The organism is Rhodanobacter sp. C01 (assembly GCF_002001045.1).
GTDB lineage: Bacteria > Pseudomonadota > Gammaproteobacteria > Xanthomonadales > Rhodanobacteraceae > Rhodanobacter.
Genome location: NZ_MUNR01000011.1, coordinates 320,169 through 341,382 on the forward strand (window position 1 = coordinate 320,169; position 21,214 = coordinate 341,382).

20 protein-coding genes are annotated in these 21,214 nt (G+C 63.6%); 17 read left to right on the forward strand and 3 right to left on the reverse strand.

Annotation, left to right across the window (positions count from 1 at the left end):
• Window positions 1-11 precede the first annotated feature (11 nt).
• From ribE to B0E50_RS10660, 5 genes are read left to right on the forward strand one after another with little or no spacing between them, the layout of a single operon-like run.
• Window positions 12-473: a 6,7-dimethyl-8-ribityllumazine synthase gene (ribE, locus tag B0E50_RS10640; RefSeq protein ID WP_077441365.1), complete on the forward strand. Its 462-nt coding sequence runs from the start codon at window positions 12-14 to the stop codon at window positions 471-473.
• Window positions 473-919, forward strand: a complete 447-nt coding sequence (nusB, locus tag B0E50_RS10645; RefSeq protein WP_077441166.1) for a transcription antitermination factor NusB — start codon at window positions 473-475, stop codon at window positions 917-919. The genes ribE and nusB overlap by 1 nt, the downstream gene beginning before the upstream one ends.
• Window positions 919-1,467: a GNAT family N-acetyltransferase gene (locus tag B0E50_RS10650; RefSeq protein WP_077441167.1), complete on the forward strand. Its 549-nt coding sequence runs from the start codon at window positions 919-921 to the stop codon at window positions 1,465-1,467. Before nusB ends, B0E50_RS10650 begins: the two co-directional genes overlap by 1 nt.
• Window positions 1,468-1,493: 26 nt before the next feature.
• Complete coding sequence (gene thiL / locus B0E50_RS10655; protein WP_077441168.1) at window positions 1,494-2,462, forward strand: thiamine-phosphate kinase; 969 nt, start codon at window positions 1,494-1,496, stop codon at window positions 2,460-2,462.
• Window positions 2,459-2,983: a phosphatidylglycerophosphatase A gene (locus B0E50_RS10660; RefSeq protein WP_077441169.1), complete on the forward strand. Its 525-nt coding sequence runs from the start codon at window positions 2,459-2,461 to the stop codon at window positions 2,981-2,983. The genes thiL and B0E50_RS10660 overlap by 4 nt, the downstream gene beginning before the upstream one ends.
• 18 nt (window positions 2,984-3,001) lie before the next feature.
• On the opposite strand, the gene B0E50_RS10665 is transcribed toward B0E50_RS10660, so the two are convergent.
• The gene (locus B0E50_RS10665; RefSeq protein WP_254427249.1) at window positions 3,002-4,030 is read right to left on the reverse strand and encodes an alpha/beta hydrolase; all 1,029 of its coding nucleotides are present in this window, start codon (window positions 4,028-4,030) and stop codon (window positions 3,002-3,004) included.
• Window positions 4,031-4,360: 330 nt separating this feature from the next.
• Window positions 4,361-5,374 (reverse strand): NAD(P)-dependent alcohol dehydrogenase, encoded by a 1,014-nt coding sequence (locus B0E50_RS10670; protein WP_077441171.1) that lies wholly within the window; start codon window positions 5,372-5,374, stop codon window positions 4,361-4,363.
• Between the two features lie 136 nt (window positions 5,375-5,510).
• Here B0E50_RS10670 and B0E50_RS10675 point away from each other — a divergent pair, with 136 nt between their 5' ends.
• The 3 genes from B0E50_RS10675 to B0E50_RS10685 all read left to right on the forward strand — a co-directional run bounded on the left by B0E50_RS10675 (window position 5,511) and on the right by B0E50_RS10685 (window position 7,491).
• Entirely contained in the window at window positions 5,511-6,488 is a 978-nt protein-coding gene (locus tag B0E50_RS10675; protein WP_077441172.1) for an aldo/keto reductase, read from the forward strand.
• 90 nt (window positions 6,489-6,578) lie between these two features.
• Window positions 6,579-6,788 carry a hemin uptake protein HemP gene (locus B0E50_RS10680; RefSeq protein WP_077441173.1) on the forward strand — a complete coding sequence of 70 codons (210 nt, stop codon included), beginning with the start codon at window positions 6,579-6,581 and terminating at the stop codon, window positions 6,786-6,788.
• Between the two features lie 208 nt (window positions 6,789-6,996).
• Window positions 6,997-7,491 carry a hypothetical protein gene (locus B0E50_RS10685; RefSeq protein WP_139350835.1) on the forward strand — a complete coding sequence of 165 codons (495 nt, stop codon included), beginning with the start codon at window positions 6,997-6,999 and terminating at the stop codon, window positions 7,489-7,491.
• A 69-nt stretch (window positions 7,492-7,560) separates the two neighbouring features.
• Here B0E50_RS10685 and B0E50_RS10690 read toward each other — a convergent pair whose 3' ends face one another.
• Entirely contained in the window at window positions 7,561-9,483 is a 1,923-nt protein-coding gene (locus B0E50_RS10690; RefSeq protein WP_139350836.1) for a hypothetical protein, read from the reverse strand.
• Between the two features lie 256 nt (window positions 9,484-9,739).
• On the opposite strand from B0E50_RS10690, the gene B0E50_RS10695 reads away from it, so the two are divergent.
• From B0E50_RS10695 to B0E50_RS10735, 9 genes are all read left to right on the forward strand, one after another.
• Window positions 9,740-11,011, forward strand: a complete 1,272-nt coding sequence (locus B0E50_RS10695; RefSeq protein WP_077441366.1) for an efflux RND transporter periplasmic adaptor subunit — start codon at window positions 9,740-9,742, stop codon at window positions 11,009-11,011.
• Window positions 11,012-11,074: 63 nt separating this feature from the next.
• A complete protein-coding gene (locus tag B0E50_RS10700; protein ID WP_077441176.1) occupies window positions 11,075-11,797 on the forward strand; it encodes an ABC transporter ATP-binding protein in 723 nt (240 codons plus the stop codon).
• A gap of 45 nt (window positions 11,798-11,842) precedes the next feature.
• Window positions 11,843-13,186: a TolC family outer membrane protein gene (locus B0E50_RS10705; protein WP_077441177.1), complete on the forward strand. Its 1,344-nt coding sequence runs from the start codon at window positions 11,843-11,845 to the stop codon at window positions 13,184-13,186.
• A 63-nt stretch (window positions 13,187-13,249) separates the two neighbouring features.
• The gene (locus B0E50_RS10710) at window positions 13,250-14,563 is read left to right on the forward strand and encodes an ABC transporter permease (RefSeq protein ID WP_077441178.1); all 1,314 of its coding nucleotides are present in this window, start codon (window positions 13,250-13,252) and stop codon (window positions 14,561-14,563) included.
• Window positions 14,564-14,572: 9 nt separating this feature from the next.
• The gene (locus B0E50_RS10715) at window positions 14,573-15,811 is read left to right on the forward strand and encodes an FtsX-like permease family protein (protein WP_077441179.1); all 1,239 of its coding nucleotides are present in this window, start codon (window positions 14,573-14,575) and stop codon (window positions 15,809-15,811) included.
• 103 nt (window positions 15,812-15,914) lie between these two features.
• Window positions 15,915-17,231, forward strand: coding sequence for an ABC transporter permease (locus B0E50_RS10720; protein ID WP_077441180.1), 1,317 nt, complete (start codon window positions 15,915-15,917; stop codon window positions 17,229-17,231).
• A gap of 10 nt (window positions 17,232-17,241) precedes the next feature.
• Window positions 17,242-18,498 (forward strand): ABC transporter permease, encoded by a 1,257-nt coding sequence (locus tag B0E50_RS10725; RefSeq protein WP_077441181.1) that lies wholly within the window; start codon window positions 17,242-17,244, stop codon window positions 18,496-18,498.
• 104 nt (window positions 18,499-18,602) lie between these two features.
• Window positions 18,603-19,853, forward strand: coding sequence for an ABC transporter permease (locus B0E50_RS10730; protein ID WP_077441182.1), 1,251 nt, complete (start codon window positions 18,603-18,605; stop codon window positions 19,851-19,853).
• 51 nt (window positions 19,854-19,904) lie between these two features.
• Window positions 19,905-21,212 (forward strand): ABC transporter permease, encoded by a 1,308-nt coding sequence (locus tag B0E50_RS10735; protein ID WP_077441183.1) that lies wholly within the window; start codon window positions 19,905-19,907, stop codon window positions 21,210-21,212.
• The last annotated feature ends 2 nt before the right edge of the window (window positions 21,213-21,214 follow it).

Consider the following 21,214-nt stretch of genomic DNA (forward strand, 5'->3'; position numbering starts at 1 on the left):
AACTGCAATCCATGAAGATCATCGAAGGCGATTTCGCCACGCCGAAAGGCCGTTTTGCCATCGTCGCCGGCCGTTTCAACGGCTTCGTCGTCGAGCCGCTGGTGGCCGGCGCCCGCGACGCCCTGGTGCGTCATGGCGTGAAGGATGACGCGATCGATCTGATCCGCGTGCCGGGCGCGTGGGAGATCGCGCTGGCCGCACACAAGCTGGCGAACTCCGGCAAGTACGCCGCGGTGATCGGGCTCGGCGCGGTGATCCGCGGCTCCACCCCGCATTTCGACTATGTCGCCGGCGAGTGCGCCAAGGGCCTGGCCCAGGCTGCGTACAGCTCCGGCGTACCGGTGGCGTTCGGCGTGCTGACCACCGACAGCATCGAGCAGGCGATCGAGCGCTCGGGCACCAAGGCCGGCAACAAGGGTGCCGACGCGGCGATCGCTGCGCTGGAAATGGTCAACCTGTACGGGAAGCTGTGATGAACCAGCGTCCCGAAGGGATCGACCTCGCCGCGCGTTCGCGCGCCCGTCGCCGCGCGCTGCAGGCGCTGTACGCGTGGCAGCTGAGCGGCAGCCACATGAACGCGGTGATCGATCAGTTCCGCCACGAGCAGGACATGGAAGTGGCCGACCTCGAATACTTCGAGGACCTGTTGCACGGCGTGGAGCGCAACGTTGATGCGCTCGACGCCAGCTTGCGCCCGCACATCGACCGTGAAGTGGCGCAGATCGATCCGATCGAGCGCGCGGCACTGCGCCTGGCCACGTATGAGCTGAAGTTCCGTCCGGACGTGCCGTACCGCGTGATCATCAACGAGGCGATCGAGGTCACCAAGCGCTTCGGCGCCGACCACGGCCACAGCTACGTCAACGGCGTGCTGGACAAGCTGGCCGCCGAGTTGCGTACCGTCGAGAAGCGGGGCTGATGTCTTCGGCCGTGGCCGGCTCACTGTCGGTTGGACTGGTGCCGGTGATCGAGACCGAGCGGCTGCGGCTGCGCGCGCATCGCGCGGAAGATCATGCTGCTTGTACAGCGATCTGGTCCGATCCCGAGGTGGTCCGTTACATCGGTGGCCGCCCGTCCACGGCCGAGGAAGTGTGGAAGCGTCTGCTGCAGTACGTCGGGCTGTGGAGCCTGCTCGGTTACGGCTACTGGGCGGTCGAGGAAAAGCACAACGGTCGCTATATCGGCGATATTGGCTTTGCCGATTTTCGGCGTGACATGCAGCCGTCGCTGCAGGGCATGCTGGAATTCGGCTGGGTGCTGGCGCCGCAGACGCATGGCAACGGCTATGCGAGCGAGGCGGTGGCGGCGATCACGGCCTGGAGTCAGGCGCATCGCCCCGAGCTGCGCGTGGTGTGCATCATCTCGCCCGAGAACCTGCCATCGATCCGGGTCGCCGAAAAAGCCGGGTTCCGGTTGTGGCAGCAGACCGTCTACCACGACAGTCCCACCCTCGTTTTTACCCGCTAGCCAGCATCTCATCGGGCGATCCGTTGATGGAATTCGATCTGATTGAACTGATCCGTCGCCGCACGGCGCAACCGCGTGACGATGTGCGGCTAGGTATCGGCGACGACGCGGCGGTGCTCGCGATGCCAGCCGGACAGGAGCTGGCGGTGGCGATCGACACCTTGGTCGAAGGCGTGCATTTCCCGTGCGGTACGGCTGCTGCCGATATCGGCTGGAAGGCGCTGGCCGTGAACCTGTCTGATCTTGCTGCAATGGGTGCGAGCCCGGCCTGGGCGCTGCTGGCGCTGACGCTGCCCGCGGCCGATGCCGCTTTCGTCGAAGGCTTTGCCGACGGCTTCGCTCAGCTGGCACAGCCGCACCGGCTTGCCCTGGTTGGCGGCGACACCACCCGCGGCCCCCTATGCATCAGCGTGGCGGTACACGGCTTCGTGCCGCCGGCCAAGGCGCTCACGCGTGCCGGTGCGCGCGTGGGTGACGCGGTGCTGGTTACCGGCACGCTGGGTGATGCCGCCGCCGGGCTGCACGCCCTGCAGCATCCGTGGCGCGATGACGATCCGCGCAGTAACCTGCGCGAATTCCTGATCGAACGGCTCAATCGTCCCGTGCCGCGACTGGCTGCCGGTGCCGCGTTGCGCGGGCAGGCGAGTGCCTGCGCCGATATCTCCGATGGCCTGCTCGCCGATCTCGGCCATATCTGCACGGCCAGTGGTGTCGGCGCGGAGATTGAGGCGGTGTTGTTGCCGCGCTCGTCGGCGTTGCTGGACCTGCACGATGACGCGACGGCGTTGCACTTCGCACTCAGCGGTGGCGACGATTACGAATTGTGCTTCACCGTGCCGGCGCAGCGACTGGCCGACGTGCAGGCGGATCTCTCACGGCTCGGTTGTGGCGTGACACGGATTGGCCGCATCGTGGACGGCAGCGGTGTGCGTGTGCGTGGCTCGGACGGCGATTGGTTGAACATGGATCGATCCGGCTGGGAGCATTTCGCTTGAGTGCCAAGAAGACTCTCAGCGGTGAACAGCGCCGCGCGTTGCTGGCTACGCCAGCGGGTTGGCTGGCCTGCGGTTTCGGTTCGGGTCTGACGCCAGTGGCGCAGGGTACGTTCGGTTCGCTGGCGGCGTTGCTGCCATGGCTGCTGCTGCGCGAACTGCCGCTGCCGATCTATCTGGCTGTGCTGCTGCTCGGTTTTGCCATCGGCGTGTGGACCTGCAACGTGGCTGGTCGTGCGCTCGGCGTCGACGATCACCGCAGCCTGGTGTGGGACGAATTCATCGGCCAGTGGATCGCGCTGATCCCGCTGTTGCTGCCTGCGCTGCTGCCGGCCAGCGGATTCTCGTGGTGGATGCTGCTGGCCGGTTTCGTGCTGTTTCGCCTGTTCGACGTGTGGAAGCCGTGGCCGATCAGCTGGCTGGATCGGCATCTGAAGGGTGGCATGGGCGTGATGGTGGACGATGTGGTCGCCGGTGTCTTTGCTGCTGTCGTGCTGTGGCTGACGCTGTCGTTGACACACTGAGGCAGATCCGCTCCGCGTTTACCTGGTGGTCACCGTCCCTGTCTGGTGCAACACCTTGATGACAGCTTCCGCGACCATCTGCGGTTGGTCCAACTGGATATCGTGGGAAGTGTTGTCCACTGACAGCCGTTCGCCGCGCGTGGACGTGGCAACGATCTTCGCCTGGGTCAGGTTGCGAGCAGCCTCCAGTGACTTGCGTACCGCCTGGGGAGCCTCGGCGTAGGTATTGGCCGCGGTCAGCACGACCAAGGGTAACGAGCCATGCTTTTCATCGGGCGATACGGGCTGGCCAAACGCCACGTCATTGTCTTGCAGCTCGGACAGCAAGGTACGCCAGAACGCCGGCTTGGACTTGTAGTCGGCGGTCGCGGCATTGACCTTGTCGCTGGCGAGCGGATTGCCGCCTGCCACACAGCTTCTGAGTTCGGGTGGCGGTGATGCCAGGGCATGCTTCTCGGCGCCGGCCTCGCATTGCCGGATGAAATCGAAGCGCCGCGCATTCATCGCCGTTTCGTCCCTGGCCCAATCGGGTGCGAACGCGGCGATGTCCTGCGCGGGCGGATCGATCAGCACCAGGCCGCTGATGTCCGCCGGATACTGTTGGGCATAGCGGCGAGCGATATTGCTGCCCAGCGACTGACCCACCAGGACCAGGGGTGTCTTCAAGCCCGCGTGGTGTACAAGGTCATGCAGGTCGGATACGTCGGCGTCGAGATCGCGCGGCAGGGGGCCTGCGCTGCTGAAACCGTAACCGGCCCGATCGTACGAACACACTTTGGCGGAAGCCGCGAGCAGCGGCTGCAGTCGGAACCAGGTGGTCGAGTCGGTATGCGAGCCGGCTTCCAGCATCACCGTCCGCGGGCCGCTACCGGTGCAACGAAGATTGAGCTGACGCCCCCGGGCGAGTGGCACCAGTGTGCCCGGTTGCGCGTAGCTGTCGGGGATGCGCTGCGGAGGCACCACGTCGCCAGCGGCAGCCATCGAAACAACACTGATCAATGCCGCGAACATGGCGGCACGACCTACGTCACAGGACTTTCTGTTCAAGATCGTTCTCCCCTTGGCGGACCCCGCTCGGCGAGAGCTAGCGGGCATACGGTGTGTATCGACTCGAAAGTTCGTGGAAAGTTCTCGGAATGGGGGCGCGACAACTTCATGCCGGCGCATTGGAGCGTTGATTGGCGGCGTTGCTGGCCAGTACGGGCAGGCCGCACCTCGGCATTACGATAGATCATCCATGGAGCGAAGCGCGTCGATCTTTATCGATACAGCAGCAAGGAATACGAGACTTGGCTTCTGGCTTTTTCAATCAATGGTTGCGCTCCGTTTCGTAGCGGGCGCAATGTTTTCTGCACGAAGAGGCGCTGCTCGCTGCGCTCAGCGAGCAGCGTCCAGCACGATGCGGTAACGCGCTTTGCCGGCTTCCAGATGGGCCAGTGCCTCGTTGACCTTGGCCATCGGGAACATTTCCACCTGTGGGCGGATGTCATGACGGGCAGCGAAGGCCAGCATGGTGGCGATATCCACCGGCGAGCCGGTGGGTGAGCCGGAGATGTCGCGCTGGCCGACGATCAGCGAGAACGCGGGCACCGGGATCGGTTCCAGCACGGCGCCGACCACATGCATGCGGCCCTTTGGCGCCAGCGTGGCGAGCAGCGCGTTCCAATCCATCGGTACGTTCACAGTCACCAACAGCAGGTCGAGCGTGCCGGCGATCGCCTTGATTGCGGCTGAGTCGCGGCTGGCCACGACGTGATGCGCACCGAAGCCGCGTGCCTCGTCGGCCTTGGCGGCGGTGGAAGTGAATGCCGTGACCTCGCAACCCCATGCCGCGGCGAACTTGATGGCCATGTGGCCGAGGCCGCCGATGCCGACCACGCCGACCCGTGCCGTGGGCTTGATGTCGTAAGCAAGGAAGGGCTTGAACACGGTGATGCCGCCGCACAGTAACGGACCGGCGCTGGCCAGGTCGATGCCGTCGGGGAGCGGAATCGTCCACGCCCAGTGCGCACGCATCTTGTCGGCGAAACCGCCATGGTGGCCGCCGATCGTGGCGACCGACGATGCGCACAGGTTCTGGTCGCCGGACAGGCACTGGCGACAGTGCATGCAGCTCTCGGCAGTCCAGCCGATGCCGACGCGCTGGCCGATGCTCAATCCCTTCGCCTGTGCGCCCAGCGCGGTGACCCGGCCGATCGCCTCATGGCCGGGAATGAACGGGTAGCGTGCATTGCCCCATTCGTTGTGGATCATCGACAGGTCAGAATGACAGATACCGCAGTAGTCCACCGCCACTTCGACTTCCTCGGCCCCGAGCGGACCCACGTCGAACGTGGTCAGTGCGAGGGGTCGACCGGCGGCGCTGACGGCCCAGCCTTTGATCGAGGACATGACGGACTCCGGCGCGAGAGAAAACCCAAGACTACGCCGATGCGTAGGCAGCGACAGCTGCCTTCAGCGCAAGGATTGGACGTGGCGACGCAACTGTTGGCATGCTGGCTGTCTTCCCCGTCATCGGAGCAGCCCCATGCTTTACCGTCGTCTTGGCCGTAGCGGCCTGCAACTTTCCGCGTTGTCGTTTGGCGCCTGGGTCACCTTCGGCAAGCAGGTAGGACGCAGCCAGGCACGCGACCTGCTCGCGCTGGCGCATGATCGCGGGGTGAACTTCTTCGACAATGCCGAGACCTACAACAACGGCGTGGCCGAACAGGTGATGGGCGATGTGCTGGCCGATCTGCGTTTTCCGCGCGACAGTTACTGTGTCTCCAGCAAGGTGTTCTTCGGCGCGTACGACAAACCGCTGCCGACCCAGCGCGGGCTGTCGCGCAAGCACGTGATGGAGGCCTGTACGCAGGCATTGCAACGTTTGCGTGTCGACTATCTGGATCTGTATTTCTGTCATCGTCCCGATCCGGATACGCCGATCGAGGAAACCGTGGCGGCGATGGATACGCTGATTCGTCAGGGCAAGGTGCTGTACTGGGGCACCAGCGAATGGCCAGCCGAGGCAATACACGAGGCGCATCGGATCGCCCGGGAGAATCACCTGTACGCGCCGGTGATGGAACAGCCGGAGTACAACCTGCTGCATCGCTCGCGGGTCGAAGTGGAATATGCACCGCTGTATGCCGCCTATGGCATGGGCACCACGATCTGGTCGCCGCTGGCGTCGGGCTTGCTCAGCGGCAAGTACAACGACGGCGTGCCGGCCGATTCGCGGTTGACCCAGCCGGGCTACGAATGGCTGCGCGAAAGTGTGCTGGGTCATGGCAGCGAACGCATCGACAAGGTGCGTGCCCTGCAGCTGATCGCCGACGAGCTCGGCGTCAGCATGGCGCAGCTGGCGATTGCCTGGTGCCTGCTCAACGAGCATGTTTCGACGGTGATGCTCGGGGCCAGCCGGCGCGAACAACTGGAGCAGAACCTGGCGGCGCTGGATCTTTTGCCACGGCTGGACGCCGGCATCGCGCGGCGCATCCTGCAGGTGGTCGGCGCTGCGGATTGAGCGGCTGGAGCAGGGCATCGCACGGGATGGTTGACAGTTAAATGAGAATCATTATTATTTGAACGTCGCCCACTTCCTGCGGAATCCGCCATGTCGACGTCTGTTCTCTCGCTGACCCCATCATTGCAAGCTCTGGCAGCACGGCGCCGGTCCGCATCCGCGCCGGGCATCGCAGCGGCCACGCGGCATGTCACCAGCCAGTCGCTGCTGGCTGGTGGCCGCGAGCTGGTGATCCAGCACCAGGGTGGCGAGTACCACCTGCGGCTGACCCGCAACGACAAGCTGATCCTGACCAAGTAAATGCGCCATGCGGGCGGACTAAAGAGGTCGCATGCGCGATAGATGTCCGTCTTGCTTGTGCTTTCCCTACTGCCTTTCGCCAGCGCTGCCTGACGGGCGCCAGCCGGGCTCCGTCTCGGAGGTGCCTGTGTTTGGTTGGTTCACTTCAACGTCGTCGCTGATCTGCCATTCCTGCCGCGCTGTGCCAGCACAGCGCCGGTGGTTGTGCATGTCGCCAGAGCGGTTGGTACGCCAGTTGCCCTTGCTCGGTTGCGTGCTTTACGTGCCCAGGCGACCGACCGCGCTGGCCACGGAGTCCTGCATCAGCGGTGTTCTGCTGGCACATCGTGAGCTGGCGCCCTTGCTGTTAACCCGTTCGCTTGCCGCGGCCAGCGCGATTACCGAGGATGGCCCGCGCGAATGGCTGGAATGTATGGACGACCAGGGCCAGCTGCATGCGCGCCTGCATTTGCTGCCCGACACGGACTACCTGGCATGGGACGCCTTGCTGCAATTGGCCGACATGGAAGCGCCGACCATGCTGCTGCATGGGTATCGCAGCTTCCAACCGGGCGAGGCACGTCTGGTTTCCTTCCGTCATCGTGAACTGGCCGGCTTGAGCGTGCTGGAAGCAGCGCAACCGCAGGCAATTTCAAATCTGGGACGGCAGATGGCGAAAAGGATTGCTCAGGCCGAAGCGATCGTGTTGCAGGGAGCAGCGTAATGATGGCGCCTCGCCCGATCCGGCGCGGCGCCGGATCGGGCGACGCAGCAGCAATCGGCATGCCGGGCCTTATGGTGCGGGTGCAGGCAACGGCGTGCGCTCGAGTTCGATGAGCGCGGCAAGTTGCTCCAGTGCAGGCTTATGCTTCATTTCCAGCAAAAACTGCCAGCTTGCCAATACCCGCCGATACAGCAGCAGGCGCGCCGCCGCAATGTCGCGGCCGGGCCTTGGCGGTTTCGGCGGTGGCTGCTTGCCTGCCTGCGCGGGTGCTGTTTCATCTTCATCGCTATCGGATGAGGAGTCTGGCATCAAACCCAGCACGACGATGGCGGCGGCTCTGACTTTTTCGTCGGCGGATTTTTTCGCCCAGGCCAGGATCGCCTGATAGCGACGGCCGTCCCAGCTGGCGATAACTTTTGCCCGCGCCGGATCGAAGGTCGCCGGGTCGGCATAGCCGCTTTCGTAGTAGGCGAACAAATCCGGATCGATCGCGCTGGCCGGGTTGGTCGCGGACTCATCGCCCATGCTCCGCGCTGCTGTGGCTGCTTCCCGGAAATTCGCCAGGTCGCGCTCGTACGCCTGCACTGGCGCGGGCAGTTTCGACAACTCGCCTATGCTGAGCGCGTGCTGCCATGCCGGCTCGATCGTCTTGCCCCAGAGACTGCCAATCAGCATCTGATCGTTCATCTCCGCGTTGGTATCGCCGTCGGGATATCTACGTGCACGACTACTGGGTGAGCGCGTTGGCTGCGGTCGTATCGCTGATTCGAGTCCACTCTGCGGGGCATGGAGCAGATCTTTCAGGTTCGGATTGGCCTGCATCATGCGTTCCGCGTAGTGGCGAAATTCCTCGGCGCGCGCCTGCAGCGCCGCATCGGCGATCTGCGGAGCTGCACCGTCCATCGCCTGTCGGAAATGCGCCAGCGCTGGCTTGACCGTGGCGGCAACGTCGGGCGCACGCTCCATGCGTTCGATCGTCTGCGCCCAGTCCGCAAGGTATTGCTCCGAGGTCGAGCGTGGTTTGTCGATTGTCTGATCGACCTGTACGGCCTGTACGTGAGCGTCGTAAAACGATGCACGCATCGGCAGCTTGCCGGGCTTGAGGGTGAATACGTCCAGGCCGGTCAGGTTTTCCGGCATGTAACGCTCATAGCCTGCCCATCGATCCGCCGACACATCGGACGTACAGCCCGAGGCGAAGGATTGATCGTCCGTCGCGGTGAAGCCTGCGGTGGTTGGCAACCTCGAGGGATGGCTGACCGGGCGGGCCCAGCCGGGCGGCTTGGCGAACCACGCCGGGTCGGCGGCTTCTTCGCGTGGCAGACCCAGGTAGTGGAAGCCACCCGAGAAGCACTGGCTCATGACGAATACCACCCATCCTCGGCCGAGGCCCGCAGACAGCCAGCGGCGAAGTTCGGCGACGCCCAGGGTTTCCGAGTAGCGGTAGTCGCGCCAGCCGTAGGGAATGGTCGGATCACGGTTCCAGCCCCACAAGCTGATGATGCTTTCGCCGGGCGAGTCTGCCGAGGGGCCGCCGTGGTCGCCGACGAACAGATAAAGCGTGCCGCCCTGCTTGACCGCGGGAAGAATCTCGTCGCGGAAGGCGCGTGCGATCTCATCGTGCCGGGCAGGCCGATTGTCCGGTAGCGCGCCGGCCATCCAGGTGGTGATGTCGCGGCCTTTCTCGTCCTTGCCGGTCTGCTCGACATCAAACAGCACAGGGGGCTTCCCGCTCTGGTTGCCCGCACCAAAGAACGTCCAGATCGACTTGTGCGGATAGTGCGCACGCAGATAAGTCACATAGGCGCGTGCCTGCAGATATTGCGAATAGTGGTTGCTGGCCGGATTGCCTCCCCCGGAAATCACCACGAAGGCATCCGTGGCCTGTGCGCTGCATGCGCTGCCGAGCAGGAGCGACAAGGTCATCAAAAGCAGCATCAGCGAGCGGCGGCGGGTAATCCATGAGTTGCGCACGATGGAGCGTCCAGTCATTGAACTTGCGGAACGTTAAGCGCGGATATGTGTGGCTGGCAAGGACGCCTGCCATGCGGCGATTTCCGGACCAGCGGTCGTGACCGCCTGCGGTGTCCTGTCCGTTTGTCCGTGGATTGTCCGCGGACACTCGATCTGCTTGAGACAGTCAGGTCAAGTTATTGAAAATATTGTGATATCCACGATGATTCATGGCTGGCATACGGATTGCAAAGACCTCTGTGCAACCGCGCTGTCCGCGGCCAGGAACGGCATGATGATTCGCGATACTTCTGCACAAGACCGCATAGTCGAGGTCAAACCCAACCGCAAGCGCCGGCTGATCCTGCTGGGCGTCGGCATTGCCGTGCTGGGACTGCTGGCATGGCTGGCCCCGGGCATTGGCAGGCTGTTTTCCGCATCCGCTTCGGTCAGCAGTTCTCGGCTGGCGTTTGCCACCGTTGAACGTGGTCCGTTCGTGCGCGACATCGCTGCCGAAGGCAAGGTGGTTGCGGCGGTCAGTCCCACCTTGTACGCCACCTACGGTGGCGCAGTGACGCTGCAGGTGCATGCAGGCGACACGGTGAAGAAGGGGCAGGTGCTCGCCGTGGTCGACAGCCCGGAGCTGCACAACAAGCTGGCACAGGAGCAGTCCAAGGCCGATGCGATGCAGGTCGACTATCTGCAGGCGCAGGTCGATGCACGCACCAAGCGCAGCGATCTGCAGAAGGCGTACGACAACGCGCAGATCGACGAGAAGAGTGCGGCAACCACGCTGGACCGCACGCAGAAGGCGTTCGCCGCAGGCGCGGCCAAGGGCATCGAGGTCGACCAGGCCAAGGATGTGCTGGAAAAGGCGCGCATCACGCTGGCGCATGCCCAGTCCGATCTGGGCATGAACAACGACAGCCTGAAGTTCAACATCCAGTCGAAGAAACTGGCCCATGACAACCAGATGCTGGTGGTGCAGGACCTGCAACGCCAGGTCGACGACCTCAACGTGAAGTCGCCGGTGGATGGCCAGGTCGGCCAGCTGTTCATCGCCGAACGCGCCACCGTCGCGAAGGATGCCCAGTTGCTCAGCGTGATCGACCTGTCCGCGCTGCAGGTGGAGATGCAGGTGCCCGAGAGCTTCGCCCGCGACCTCGGCATCGGCATGTCCGGCGAGATCAGCGGCAACGGCAATGTCTGGAAGGGTCTGGTCAGCGCAATCTCGCCCGAAGTCGTCAATGGCGAAGTGGCGGCGCGGCTGCGCTTCGACGGCCAGACCCCGAAGCAGTTGCGCCAGAACCAGCGCCTGTCCGTGCGCGTGCTGCTGGACAAGCGCGACAACGTGCTGACCGTGCAGCGCGGCTCGTTCGTCGACGAATCCGGCGGCAGCTATGCCTACGTGGTGCGCAACGGCATCGCCACCAAGACCCCGATCCGCGTCGGTGCCAGCAGCATCGACAAGGTGGAGATTCTCGATGGCCTGAAGGAAGGCGACCGCATCGTCATCTCGGGTACTGACAGCTTCAAGAACGCACAGACGGTCGCGATCAGCAACTGATTTGTGCAGTGACACCAGATCGGCGTTTTCCCGATTTCCGATTCCAACCACCGAGGAACAACCATGCTGAAGATGACCCACCTGTCCAAGGTCTACCGCACTGAAGTGGTGGAGACCTATGCGCTGCGCGATTTCAACATCGACGTGAAGGAAGGCGAGTTCGTCGCCGTCACCGGTCCGTCCGGTTCCGGCAAGACCACTTTCCTGACCATCGCCGGTCTGCTGGAAACCTTCAGCGGTGGCGAGTACCACCTCGACGGCATCGAGGTGAGCAACCTCAATGACAACGCCCGCTCGAAGATCCGCAACGAGAAGATCGGCTTCATCTTCCAGGCCTTCAACCTGATTCCCGACCTCAACGTGTTCGACAACATCGAAGTGCCGTTGCGCTATCGCGGCATGAAGGCCGCCGAGCGCAAGCAGCGCATCATGGAGTCGCTCGAGCGCGTCGGTCTCGCGTCGCGCGCCAAGCATTACCCGGCCGAACTGTCCGGTGGTCAGCAACAGCGCGTGGCGATTGCCCGTGCGCTGGCCGGTTCGCCGCGCCTGCTGCTGGCGGATGAACCGACCGGCAACCTGGATACGCAGATGGCGCGCAGCGTGCTCGAACTGCTCGAGGACATCCATCGCGAAGGCGCCACCATCGTGATGGTCACGCACGATCCGGAACTGGCCGCACGCGCCCAGCGCAACGTGCACATCATCGACGGCCAGGTGGTGGAGCTGTCCGAAGACCCGCGTTTCCACGCCGCCGCGCAGTTGCACAGCGAAGCCCATTCGGGCTGAGGCAACCGTGTACGCCGAGCCACTCATCGACTGCGAGAACCTTTCATGCGAGTGAAGTTGTTGCCACTGCTGCTTTGCATGGTCCTGGCGCCGTTGCCGGGCCATGCCGAGGACCTGATGGATGCCTACCAGCAGGCCATCGCGAATGATCCGGTGCTGAGTACCGCCGATGCGGCGCGCCTGGTGGTGGCCGAGAACGTGCCACAGGCGCGCTCGGCCCTGCTGCCGCAGCTGTCGGTGGGCCTGGGGCTGGAGCAGATCCGCGGTGGAAACGGCTCCGTGACAAGCTCCAATGGCAATATCGTGGACACCGGCGCGACCGGCTACACGCGCGAGCGTGACCTCAGCGGCACGCTCAGCCAGCCCATCATCAACCTGTCCGCCATCGCCAGCCTCCAGGCGGCACGGGCCACCAGGGATTCGGGCGACCAGACCTACCAGGCGGCGTTGCAGAACCTCTACGCGCGTGTCTGCACGGCCTACTTCAATGTGCTGGTCGCACAGGACAACCTGGATGTCTATCGCTCCTACGAGGACGCCTACAAGCAGGAGTTCGACCAGTCCAGCACGCGCTTCAAGAATGGTCTGGCCATGGCGGCCGACGTGAGCCAGTCGCAGGCTTACTACCTCTATATCAAATCCGAGCGGATCACCGCGCAGGACATCTTGAAGGATGCGCAGCACGGCCTGGAGCAGATCACCGGCAAGCCGACCGGCACCTTGAAGAAGCTGCGCGAAGACCTGCCCATGCAGGCGCCTGTGCCGGCCGACGCCAAAGCCTGGGTCGACGCCGCGATGGAGAGCAATCCCACCATCCTTGCCGCGCGCTACACAGTGACGGCCGACGAACACAAGGTTTCGGCGGCACGCGCCGGACACCTGCCCACGCTAAACGCCACCGTGCAATACGGAAAATTCGGCACCTGGTCCAGCGCGGTGCCGGGTGCGGCCTCCTACGGACCGGGCGTGACCACCATCGGGCTGACGCTGAATGTGCCGATCTTCAGTGGTGGCCTTACCCAGTCGCAGGTGCGCCAGGCGATTGCCCAGCGCGACGAGGACCAGGGCACGCTGGAGAGTCAGCGCCGGCAGGCCGCGCGTGATGCCAGCAACTACTACAACCTGGTGATGGACGGCATCGAACAGGTGGAAGCGGCGCGCACGTCGGTGGAAGCGGGCCGCAAGTCGCTGGCGTCAATGCGCGCCGGCTACGAGATCGGCACGCAGAGCCTCACCAACGTGGTGTTCGCGATCGAGCAGCTGGCGAACGTGCAGACCGAATACATCGTCGTGCGTCACCAGTTCATCCTCAACAAGCTGCTGCTCAAGCAGGTGGCGGGCAGTGTGGACATCCACGACCTGGAAGACATCAACCGGTTGCTGCAATGAAGACCAGTCCATCCAGCAACGCATTGCGCGCTGAATATCGGCACCCACGCGGAGGCATGAGCCATGTTTGGCTACTACCTTGAACTGGGTCTGCGCAGCCTGCGGCGCAATCCTGCGCTCACCGCACTGATGGTGATGGCGATCGGTTTCGGCGTGGCTGCGTCGATGATCACCTGGTCGGTGTTCAGGGCGGTGTCGGGCAACCCGATTCCGGACAAGTCCGCGCAGCTGTTCACGCCGCAGGTTGACAGCTGGGGACCGCAGCAGAACCTCAAGGGCGAGCCGCCCGAAGCGCTGAACTATGTTGACGCCATGGCCCTGATGCGCACGCACGAGGCGAAGCGACAGACGCTGCTGTATCCGGTGCAACTGTCGGTATTGCCTGGTGGTGACCGCAGTCTGCCGATCGCGGCGAACGGCTATGCAGTGTATGGCGACTTCTTTCCGATGTTCGAGGTGCCGTTCCTGTATGGCAGCGGCTGGAACACGGCCGACGACCAGGGACGCGAAGCGGTGGTGGTGCTCAGTGCGGAGTTCAATCAGAAGCTGTTTGACGGTGCCAATAGCGTGGGGCGTGAAGTTACCCTGGAAGGACACGATTACCGTGTCGTCGGCGTGACCGGACACTGGAACCCGCGGCCGCGCTTCTTCGCGTTGTTCGGCGGCAGCGGCCCGTTCTCCGATCCCACCGATTTCTACCTGCCGTTTACCCGTGCGCTGGATCTGCAGATTGATACGGCAGGCAACAACAGCTGCCGCGGCTCGCTGACCTTCACGAACCGCAACGACTGGCTGCAGAGCAATTGCGTCTGGGTCAGCCCGTGGGTGGAACTGGACAGTGCGGCGGAGGTTGCCCGCTACCGCAGTTTCCTCGAAGCCTATGCCGCCGACCAGCAGCGGGCCGGGCGCTTTGCCTGGGCGCCCAACGTGCGTCTGCGCGACGTGATGCAGTGGCTCGACTACGAACACGTGGTGCCGTCGGAGAGCAGCATCGCGCTGCTGGTCTCGCTTGGATTCTTCGCGATCTGCCTGGTCAACACCATCGGTCTGTTGCTGGCCAAGTTCCTGCGCCGCGCGAACGAGATCGGTGTGCGTCGCGCGCTGGGCGCCTCGCGCCGGGAGATCTACACGCAATACCTGATCGAAGCGGCCACGGTAGGTCTCGCCGGCGGCGTGCTGGGCCTGTTGTTCACCGCGTTGGGTGTGTCCGGCGTGGGCCTGTTGTTCCCCCCTGAGATCGCGCGGCTGGCGCATCTGGACCTCTCGCTGGTGGGACTGACCCTGGTCGTGGCCATCCTCGCCACCGTGGCAGCGGCGTTCTATCCCGCCTGGCGTGCTGCGAAGGTTCAGCCAGCCTGGCAACTGAAGTCCAACTAGAGGAGGGCCCTGAACATGCATATCAAACCCATCCTCGCCGCACTGCGCCGTCACAAGGCCGGCACCGTGCTGATCGCGCTGCAGATCGCGCTGACCCTGGCGATCGTGTGCAACGCGCTGTTCATCATTCACCAGCGACTGGCACATCTGTCCGAACCCACCGGCGTCGATGAAGCCAACTTGTTCGTGATCGAGAACCAGTGGGCAGGCCAGACGTCCAACCCGCAGATCGATGCGCAGATCCGGGCTGACCTCGTCGCATTGCGGCAATTGCCCGGTGTGCGGGATGCGTCGCCTTCCAATGCCTACCCTTTGGAGGGCAGCGGCTGGGACGACTTCATCACGCTGACACCGGATCAGACGGAGAAGACCACAGATGCGGCCGTCTATCTGGGTGACGAGCATCTGATCGACACGCTGGGTCTGCAGCTGGTCGCCGGGCGTAATTTCAGGGCTGACGAAGTCAACAGCGTCGGACTGCATCAGTACTCGGTTTCGCCGGTGGTCATCGTGACCAGGGCGCTGGCCGAACGTCTGTATCCGGACGGTTCGGCACTGGGCAAGCCGCTCTATGCGATGACATCGACGCCCAGCACCATTATCGGTGTAGTTGATCGTTTGCAGCGGCAAGGCATCGATGCCTGGTCTGACAGTTATGCCTATCAGTCGATGCTGTGGCCGCAACGCCTGGACATGCCACGAGGCATCATCTACATCGTGCGTGCCAAACCGGGCCAGCTGGCTGCCGCGATGCGCGAGGCACCCGCGGCGCTGTACACGCAGAACCGCATGCGCATCATCGACCCCAAGAATGGCGTACTGAGCTTTGCCCAGGTGCGCGAACGTGCCTATGACAGCGACCGCGGCATGGCGATCCTGATGGGCATCATCAGCGTGGTGCTGCTGGCGATCACCGCCGCGGGCATCGTGGGCCTCACCAGCTTCTGGGTTGGTCAGCGGCGCAGGCAGATCGGCATTCGCCGTGCGCTGGGCGCGACGCGTAACGACATCCTCAACTATTTCCTCACCGAGAACCTGCTGATCGGGGCGATGGGTGTGCTGATCGGCGCGGTGCTGGCACTGGTCATCAACCTCTGGATGATCGCGCACGTCGAGATGTCGCGGCTGCCGCTGGCCTATGTGCTGGCTGGTGTGGTCATGCTCCTGCTGCTCGGTCAGGGCGCGGTGCTGGCGCCGGCGTTGCGCGCCTCGCATGTGTCGCCGGTGGAGGCAACGCGTTCGGTGTGAGCGTCTGAAGAAAAAGCGATGTCATTCCGGTTCGTGCCGGAATGACGACAAAAGAAATCACCGCTGAGAGTGTCAGTCGGTTCAATCGATGGAGCTCCTTGATATGTTCACCTACTACCTGGAACTGGCCCTGCGCAGCCTGAAGCGCAGCCCCGGACTGACCGCACTGATGGTGCTGACGATCGCGTTCGGCGTGGCGGCATCGATGACCACATACTCGGTGTTCCGTGCGGTATCCGGGGATCCGATTCCGTGGAAGTCGTCGAAGCTGTTCGTGCCGCAGATCGACATGTGGGGGCCGAACGGGCGCGGCAGCGATGGCGAGCCACCGGATGCGATGGACTACAACGATGCGGTCACCCTGATGCGTGATCACCGTGCCAGGCTGCAGTCGGCGATGTACCAGATTTCCCCGTCGATCGTGCCGGCGGATGCCAGCAAGCATCCGATCAATGTCAGCGGCCACGCGGTGTACAGCGAGTTCTTCCCGATGCTGGATGTGCCGTTCCTGTACGGCAGCGGCTGGAGCACCGACGACGACACACAGCGCGCCGCGGTGGTGGTGATCAGCAGCAAGCTCAACCAGAAGCTGTTCGGCGGCAGCAACAGCGTGGGCAAGACCGTCAACGTCGAGGGCAAGGATTATCGTGTGGTTGGCGTGCTGAACGACTGGAATCCGCAGCCGCGTTTCTTCGATGTGGTCAACAGCGGTGGGTTCTCCACCGGTGTCGAGGATGTGTTCCTGCCGTTCCAGCGGGCCATCTCGGTAGGCATTCCCAACGACGGCAATACCAATTGCAACGCGGTACCGACTGAATCGGGCTTCGTCGGCCTGCAACATTCCGCCTGCGTGTGGATCGCCTACATGGCCGAGCTGGACGACGCGGCGGCGGTAATCGCCTACAAGCAGTATCTCGATGGCTATGCGCACGACGCGCAGCAGTCCGGTCGCTTTGGCTGGGCGCCGAATAACCGTCTACGCGACCTGCCGGCGTGGCTGGACAACCAGCACGTGGTGCCCAGTGATACCAAGGTGTCGCTGCTGGTGGCACTGGGCTTGCTGCTCGCATGCCTGGTCAATACCGCGGGCCTGCTGCTTGCGAAATTCCTGCGTCGCAGCAGCGAGATCGGCGTGCGGCGCGCACTCGGGGCGCCGCGCATGGCGATCTATGCGCAGTTCCTTGTCGAGGCCGGCATGATCGGCCTGGCCGGCGGCGTGCTGGGCCTGTTGCTGACCGGTGTCGGTGTGGCCAGCGTGGGTTGGGTATTGCCGAAGGACATCGCCGCGCTGGCACGGGTGGACATCTCACTGCTGCTGATCACCTTGCTGGTGGCTGTCATCGCGACCACGCTGGCCGGGCTCTATCCCACTTTCCGTGCTTCACGTGTGCAACCCGCGTGGCAGCTCAAGAGTAATTGAGGAAACCCTCATGACAATGCATCCCATTCTTGCGGCATTGCGCAAGCACAAGGCCGGTGTCGTCCTCATCTCGCTGCAGATCGCGCTGACCCTGGCGATCGTCTGCAATGCGGTGTTCATCATCGGCCAGCGTATCGAACGAGTGAACCGGCCGACCGGCCTCGACGAAAACAATCTGTTCCTGATCTCCCAGCAATGGGTGGGTGCGCCCGGCGGGGACGATCCTGCTGGCGTGGAAAAACTCGACGTGATGCAGCGCGAAGACCTCGCCGCATTGCGCAACCTGCCCGACGTGGCCTCGGTGGCGCCGAGCAATTCGATACCGTTGCTCAATTCCTCGTGGACGGGCTCGGTGTCGATCAAGCCCGGGCAGCAACTAGGCGACAAGAGCGGCACGCGTACGGCGTATTACTTCACAGACGATCAGGTGTTCCCCGCGCTGGGTTTGCGCCTGGTCGCCGGACGCGCGTTTACTGCCGCAGACGTGCAGCACCAGGGCGCCCGCGATCAGCGCGACCGTCCAGTCATCATCGTCACCAAGGCGCTTGCCGACAAGCTGTTCCCGCAGGGCAGCGCGGTAGGCAAGGTGATCTACTCGGATGGCAGCAGCTCGCCGAGCACCATCATCGGCGTGGTCGAGCGCATGCAGATACCAGCCAGCGGCAGCTGGGGCAATGATTTCACCTGGTATTCGACCCTGGTGCCGACGCGACTGGATTCGAACTTCGCGCGATACGTGGTGCGGGCCAAGCCCGGCCGGCTCGATGCCGCGATGCGTGCCGTGCCGGCCACACTGTATGGGGTGAACCCGATGCGCGTGCTCGACGACGACAGCGTCAAGTCCTTCGCCGACATCCGCGCCAGTGCCTACCGGGCCGATGTCGGCATGGCGATCCTGATGGGCGTGGTCTGCCTGATCCTGCTCTGCGTCACCGCAGCCGGCATCGTCGGGCTCACCAGTTTCTGGGTCGGCCAGCGCCATCGGCAGATCGGCGTGCGGCGTGCCCTCGGCGCCCGCAAGATCGACATCCTGCACTACTTCCAGATCGAGAATCTGCTGATTGCCGGCGTCGGCGTGGTGCTGGGCGTGCTGCTCGCTGTGGGTCTCAACATCTGGCTGATGACGCATTACGAAATGACGCGCATTCCGGCGTTGTATGTGCTGACCGGCGTGCTCGCGATGCTGGCGATCGGGCAGGCCGCGGTCTTCGTGCCGGCCCGGCGCGCTTCCAACGTGCCGCCGGTGGTGGCGACACGGGCAGTTTGATGACAACCCTTCTCTCTTCTGTCACTGACAGAAGTGGGTTTCATGTGCAGGAGTAATGGATGCATGTACGGTTATTTCCTTGAACAGGCTCCACGGTGCACGGCATGACCGTGCATCCGATCATCGCGGCCTTGCACAAGCACAAGGCTGGCGTGGTGCTGATCGCGCTGCAGATCGCGCTGACCCTTGCGATCATCTGCAATGCGATCTTCATCATCGGCCAGCGTATCGAGCGGGTGAGCCAGCCCACTGGCATGCACGAAGAGAACGACCTGTTCCTGATCACACAGCAGTGGGTGAGTGCGCCCAGTGCCGATGATCCGGGTGGCCTGGAAAAGCTCGACAGCATGCAGCAAACGGATCTGGCCACCTTGCGCAACCTGCCGGACGTGGCTTCGGCGGCGCCGATCCGTTCGCTGCCATTGCTTCGTTCCGGCTCGGTCGGAGGGATCGGGCTGAAGCCCCTGCAGCAAAAGGACACCATAGACGCGAATTACTACTATGGCGACGAGCAGGCGTTGTCGACCCTCGGCCTCAAGCTGGTCGCGGGTCGTGCATTTACCGCCGCCGATGTCCAGCACAAGCCAATGCGCGACCAGGGCGAGCCAGTGCTCGCGATCGTCACCAAACCGGTGGCAGACAAACTGTTTCCGCAGGGCGACGCCGTCGGCAAGGTGATCTATCTCGACAGCAGCGGCACGCCAACCACCGTTGTCGGCGTGGTCGCGCGACTGCAGAGCGCAGTCGATACCGCAGGCAGCAGCCTCACTTGGTATTCGGCCCTGTTCCCGGTCCGGCAGGATGCGAATTTCTCGCGCACCGTGGTGCGTGCAAAACCGGGGCGACTGGAAGCGGCGATGCGCGCCGTACGGCCCGCACTGTATGCGGTCAATCCCATGCGCGTGATCGATGATGAGCAAGGTGTGCGCTCTTTCGTGGATATCCGTGCCGATGCTTATCGAGCCGACCTGGGGATGGCGATACTGATGAGCGTGGTCTGCCTGATTCTGCTCAGCATCACGGCCGCCGGCATTGTTGGTCTTACCAGCTTCTGGGTCGGTCAGCGACAGCGGCAGATCGGCGTGCGGCGCGCATTGGGTGCACGCAAGATCGACATCCTGCATTACTTCCAGCTCGAGAACCTGCTGATTGCCGGCATTGGCGCCGTGATCGGCATCCTGCTCGCGATCGGTCTCAATCTGTGGTTGATCACCCACTTCGAGATGGACCGCATGCCGGTGATCTATGTGCTTGTCGGCGTGCTGGCGGTACTGGCATTGGGGCAGGCTGCGGTGTTCGTACCAGCCCGGCGCGCTTCCAACGTGCCGCCGGTGGTGGCGACACGGGCAGTTTGATTTTGGACCCGCCTCCTTTTGCGGGAGGCGGGATGCAAGGGGAGTCCGAGCATGTTTATCTACTATCTGGATCTGGCTCTGCGCAGTCTCAGGCGCAACAAGGCGCTCACGGCGCTGATGGTGCTGGCGATCGCGCTGGGCATCGGCGCCAGCATGACCACGCTGACCGTGCTGCATGTGCTGTCCGGCGATCCGTTGCCGGGCAAGAGCGCGCAGCTGTACTACCCGCAGGTCGACCCACAGGACATCAAGGGCATGTCCCCAAGCAAGGAGCCGCCGGATCAGGTCACCCTGATCGATGGTCTGAACCTGCTGCATGCCGTGCGCGCGGATCATCAGGCGCTGATGGCCGGCGGATCGGTGCCACTCCAGCCCGAACAGTCTTCGCTTGATCCGTTCTACGTCGACGCGCGTTACACCACGGCGGATTTCTTCGTGATGTTCGACGCACCGTTCCTGTACGGCCGCGGCTGGACCGAAGCGGATGGCGACGCCAAGGCGCGCCAGGTGGTGATTGCAAAAGCGCTCAACGACAAGCTGTTTGCCGGAGAGAACAGCGTGGGTCGCACACTGCGCATGGCGGGTACCTCTTTCCGCATCGTGGGCGTACTGGACAGCTGGCAGCCGAACCCGCATTTCTATGATCTCAACACGGGTTCCTACGCCTACAGCGAGCAGGTGTTCGTGCCGTTGCAGACGATGCTTGATCTGCACCTGAGTCGCAGCGGCTCCAATGATTGCTGGGGGAACGGTGGTGGCGGTACTGACAACATCCTGCCATCGGATGAGTGCGTGTGGCTGCAGTTCTGGGTGCAACTGGACAGTCCCGCGAAAGCAGTCGCGTACAAGGAATTCCTGACGCACTACTCACAGGATCAGAAGACGCTGGGCCGTTTCCAGCGTGCACCGAACGTGCGCCTGCGTAACGTGATGCAGTGGCTCGACTACCAGATGGTCGTGCCCGACGACGTGCGCCTGCAGAACGGGCTGGCGTTCGGCTTCCTGCTGGTGTGCCTGGTCAACACGGTGGGACTGATGCTGGCCAAGTTCATGCGCCGTGCGGCCGAGTTGGGTGTACGTCGCGCGCTGGGGGCGTCGCGGCGAGCGCTGTTCGCGCAGTTGCTGATCGAATCCGGCGTGGTCGGTCTGGTCGGTGGCTGCGGTGGTTTGCTGCTGGCGATGTTCGGCTTGTGGCTGGTGCGGCAGCGGCCTTCGGACTATGCCGCGCTGGCGCACCTGGACCTGAGCATGTTGTTCATCACCTTCGTGCTGGCAGTATGCGCCACGCTGCTGGCCGGCCTGCTGCCCGCCTGGCGCGCCTGCCAGATTGCGCCTGCCCTGCAACTGAAGAGCAACTGAGG

Excerpts from the sequence above, each read along its gene's own strand:
- B0E50_RS10710 (WP_077441178.1), top strand. The coding sequence starts at position 13,250 with ATGTTTGGCTACTACCTTGAACTGGGTCTGCGCAGCCTGCGGCGCAAT.
- thiL (WP_077441168.1), top strand. The coding sequence starts at position 1,494 with ATGGAATTCGATCTGATTGAACTGATCCGTCGCCGCACGGCGCAACCG.
- B0E50_RS10730 (WP_077441182.1), top strand. The coding sequence starts at position 18,603 with ATGACCGTGCATCCGATCATCGCGGCCTTGCACAAGCACAAGGCTGGC.
- B0E50_RS10685 (WP_139350835.1), top strand. The coding sequence starts at position 6,997 with ATGTCGCCAGAGCGGTTGGTACGCCAGTTGCCCTTGCTCGGTTGCGTG.
- B0E50_RS10675 (WP_077441172.1), top strand. The coding sequence starts at position 5,511 with ATGCTTTACCGTCGTCTTGGCCGTAGCGGCCTGCAACTTTCCGCGTTG.
- B0E50_RS10650 (WP_077441167.1), top strand. The coding sequence starts at position 919 with ATGTCTTCGGCCGTGGCCGGCTCACTGTCGGTTGGACTGGTGCCGGTG.
- B0E50_RS10690 (WP_139350836.1), bottom strand. The coding sequence starts at position 9,483 with ATGACTGGACGCTCCATCGTGCGCAACTCATGGATTACCCGCCGCCGC.
- B0E50_RS10700 (WP_077441176.1), top strand. The coding sequence starts at position 11,075 with ATGCTGAAGATGACCCACCTGTCCAAGGTCTACCGCACTGAAGTGGTG.
- B0E50_RS10735 (WP_077441183.1), top strand. The coding sequence starts at position 19,905 with ATGTTTATCTACTATCTGGATCTGGCTCTGCGCAGTCTCAGGCGCAAC.
- B0E50_RS10670 (WP_077441171.1), bottom strand. The coding sequence starts at position 5,374 with ATGTCCTCGATCAAAGGCTGGGCCGTCAGCGCCGCCGGTCGACCCCTC.
- B0E50_RS10680 (WP_077441173.1), top strand. The coding sequence starts at position 6,579 with ATGTCGACGTCTGTTCTCTCGCTGACCCCATCATTGCAAGCTCTGGCA.
- B0E50_RS10695 (WP_077441366.1), top strand. The coding sequence starts at position 9,740 with ATGATTCGCGATACTTCTGCACAAGACCGCATAGTCGAGGTCAAACCC.
- B0E50_RS10725 (WP_077441181.1), top strand. The coding sequence starts at position 17,242 with ATGACAATGCATCCCATTCTTGCGGCATTGCGCAAGCACAAGGCCGGT.
- nusB (WP_077441166.1), top strand. The coding sequence starts at position 473 with ATGAACCAGCGTCCCGAAGGGATCGACCTCGCCGCGCGTTCGCGCGCC.
- B0E50_RS10720 (WP_077441180.1), top strand. The coding sequence starts at position 15,915 with ATGTTCACCTACTACCTGGAACTGGCCCTGCGCAGCCTGAAGCGCAGC.
- ribE (WP_077441365.1), top strand. The coding sequence starts at position 12 with ATGAAGATCATCGAAGGCGATTTCGCCACGCCGAAAGGCCGTTTTGCC.
- B0E50_RS10705 (WP_077441177.1), top strand. The coding sequence starts at position 11,843 with ATGCGAGTGAAGTTGTTGCCACTGCTGCTTTGCATGGTCCTGGCGCCG.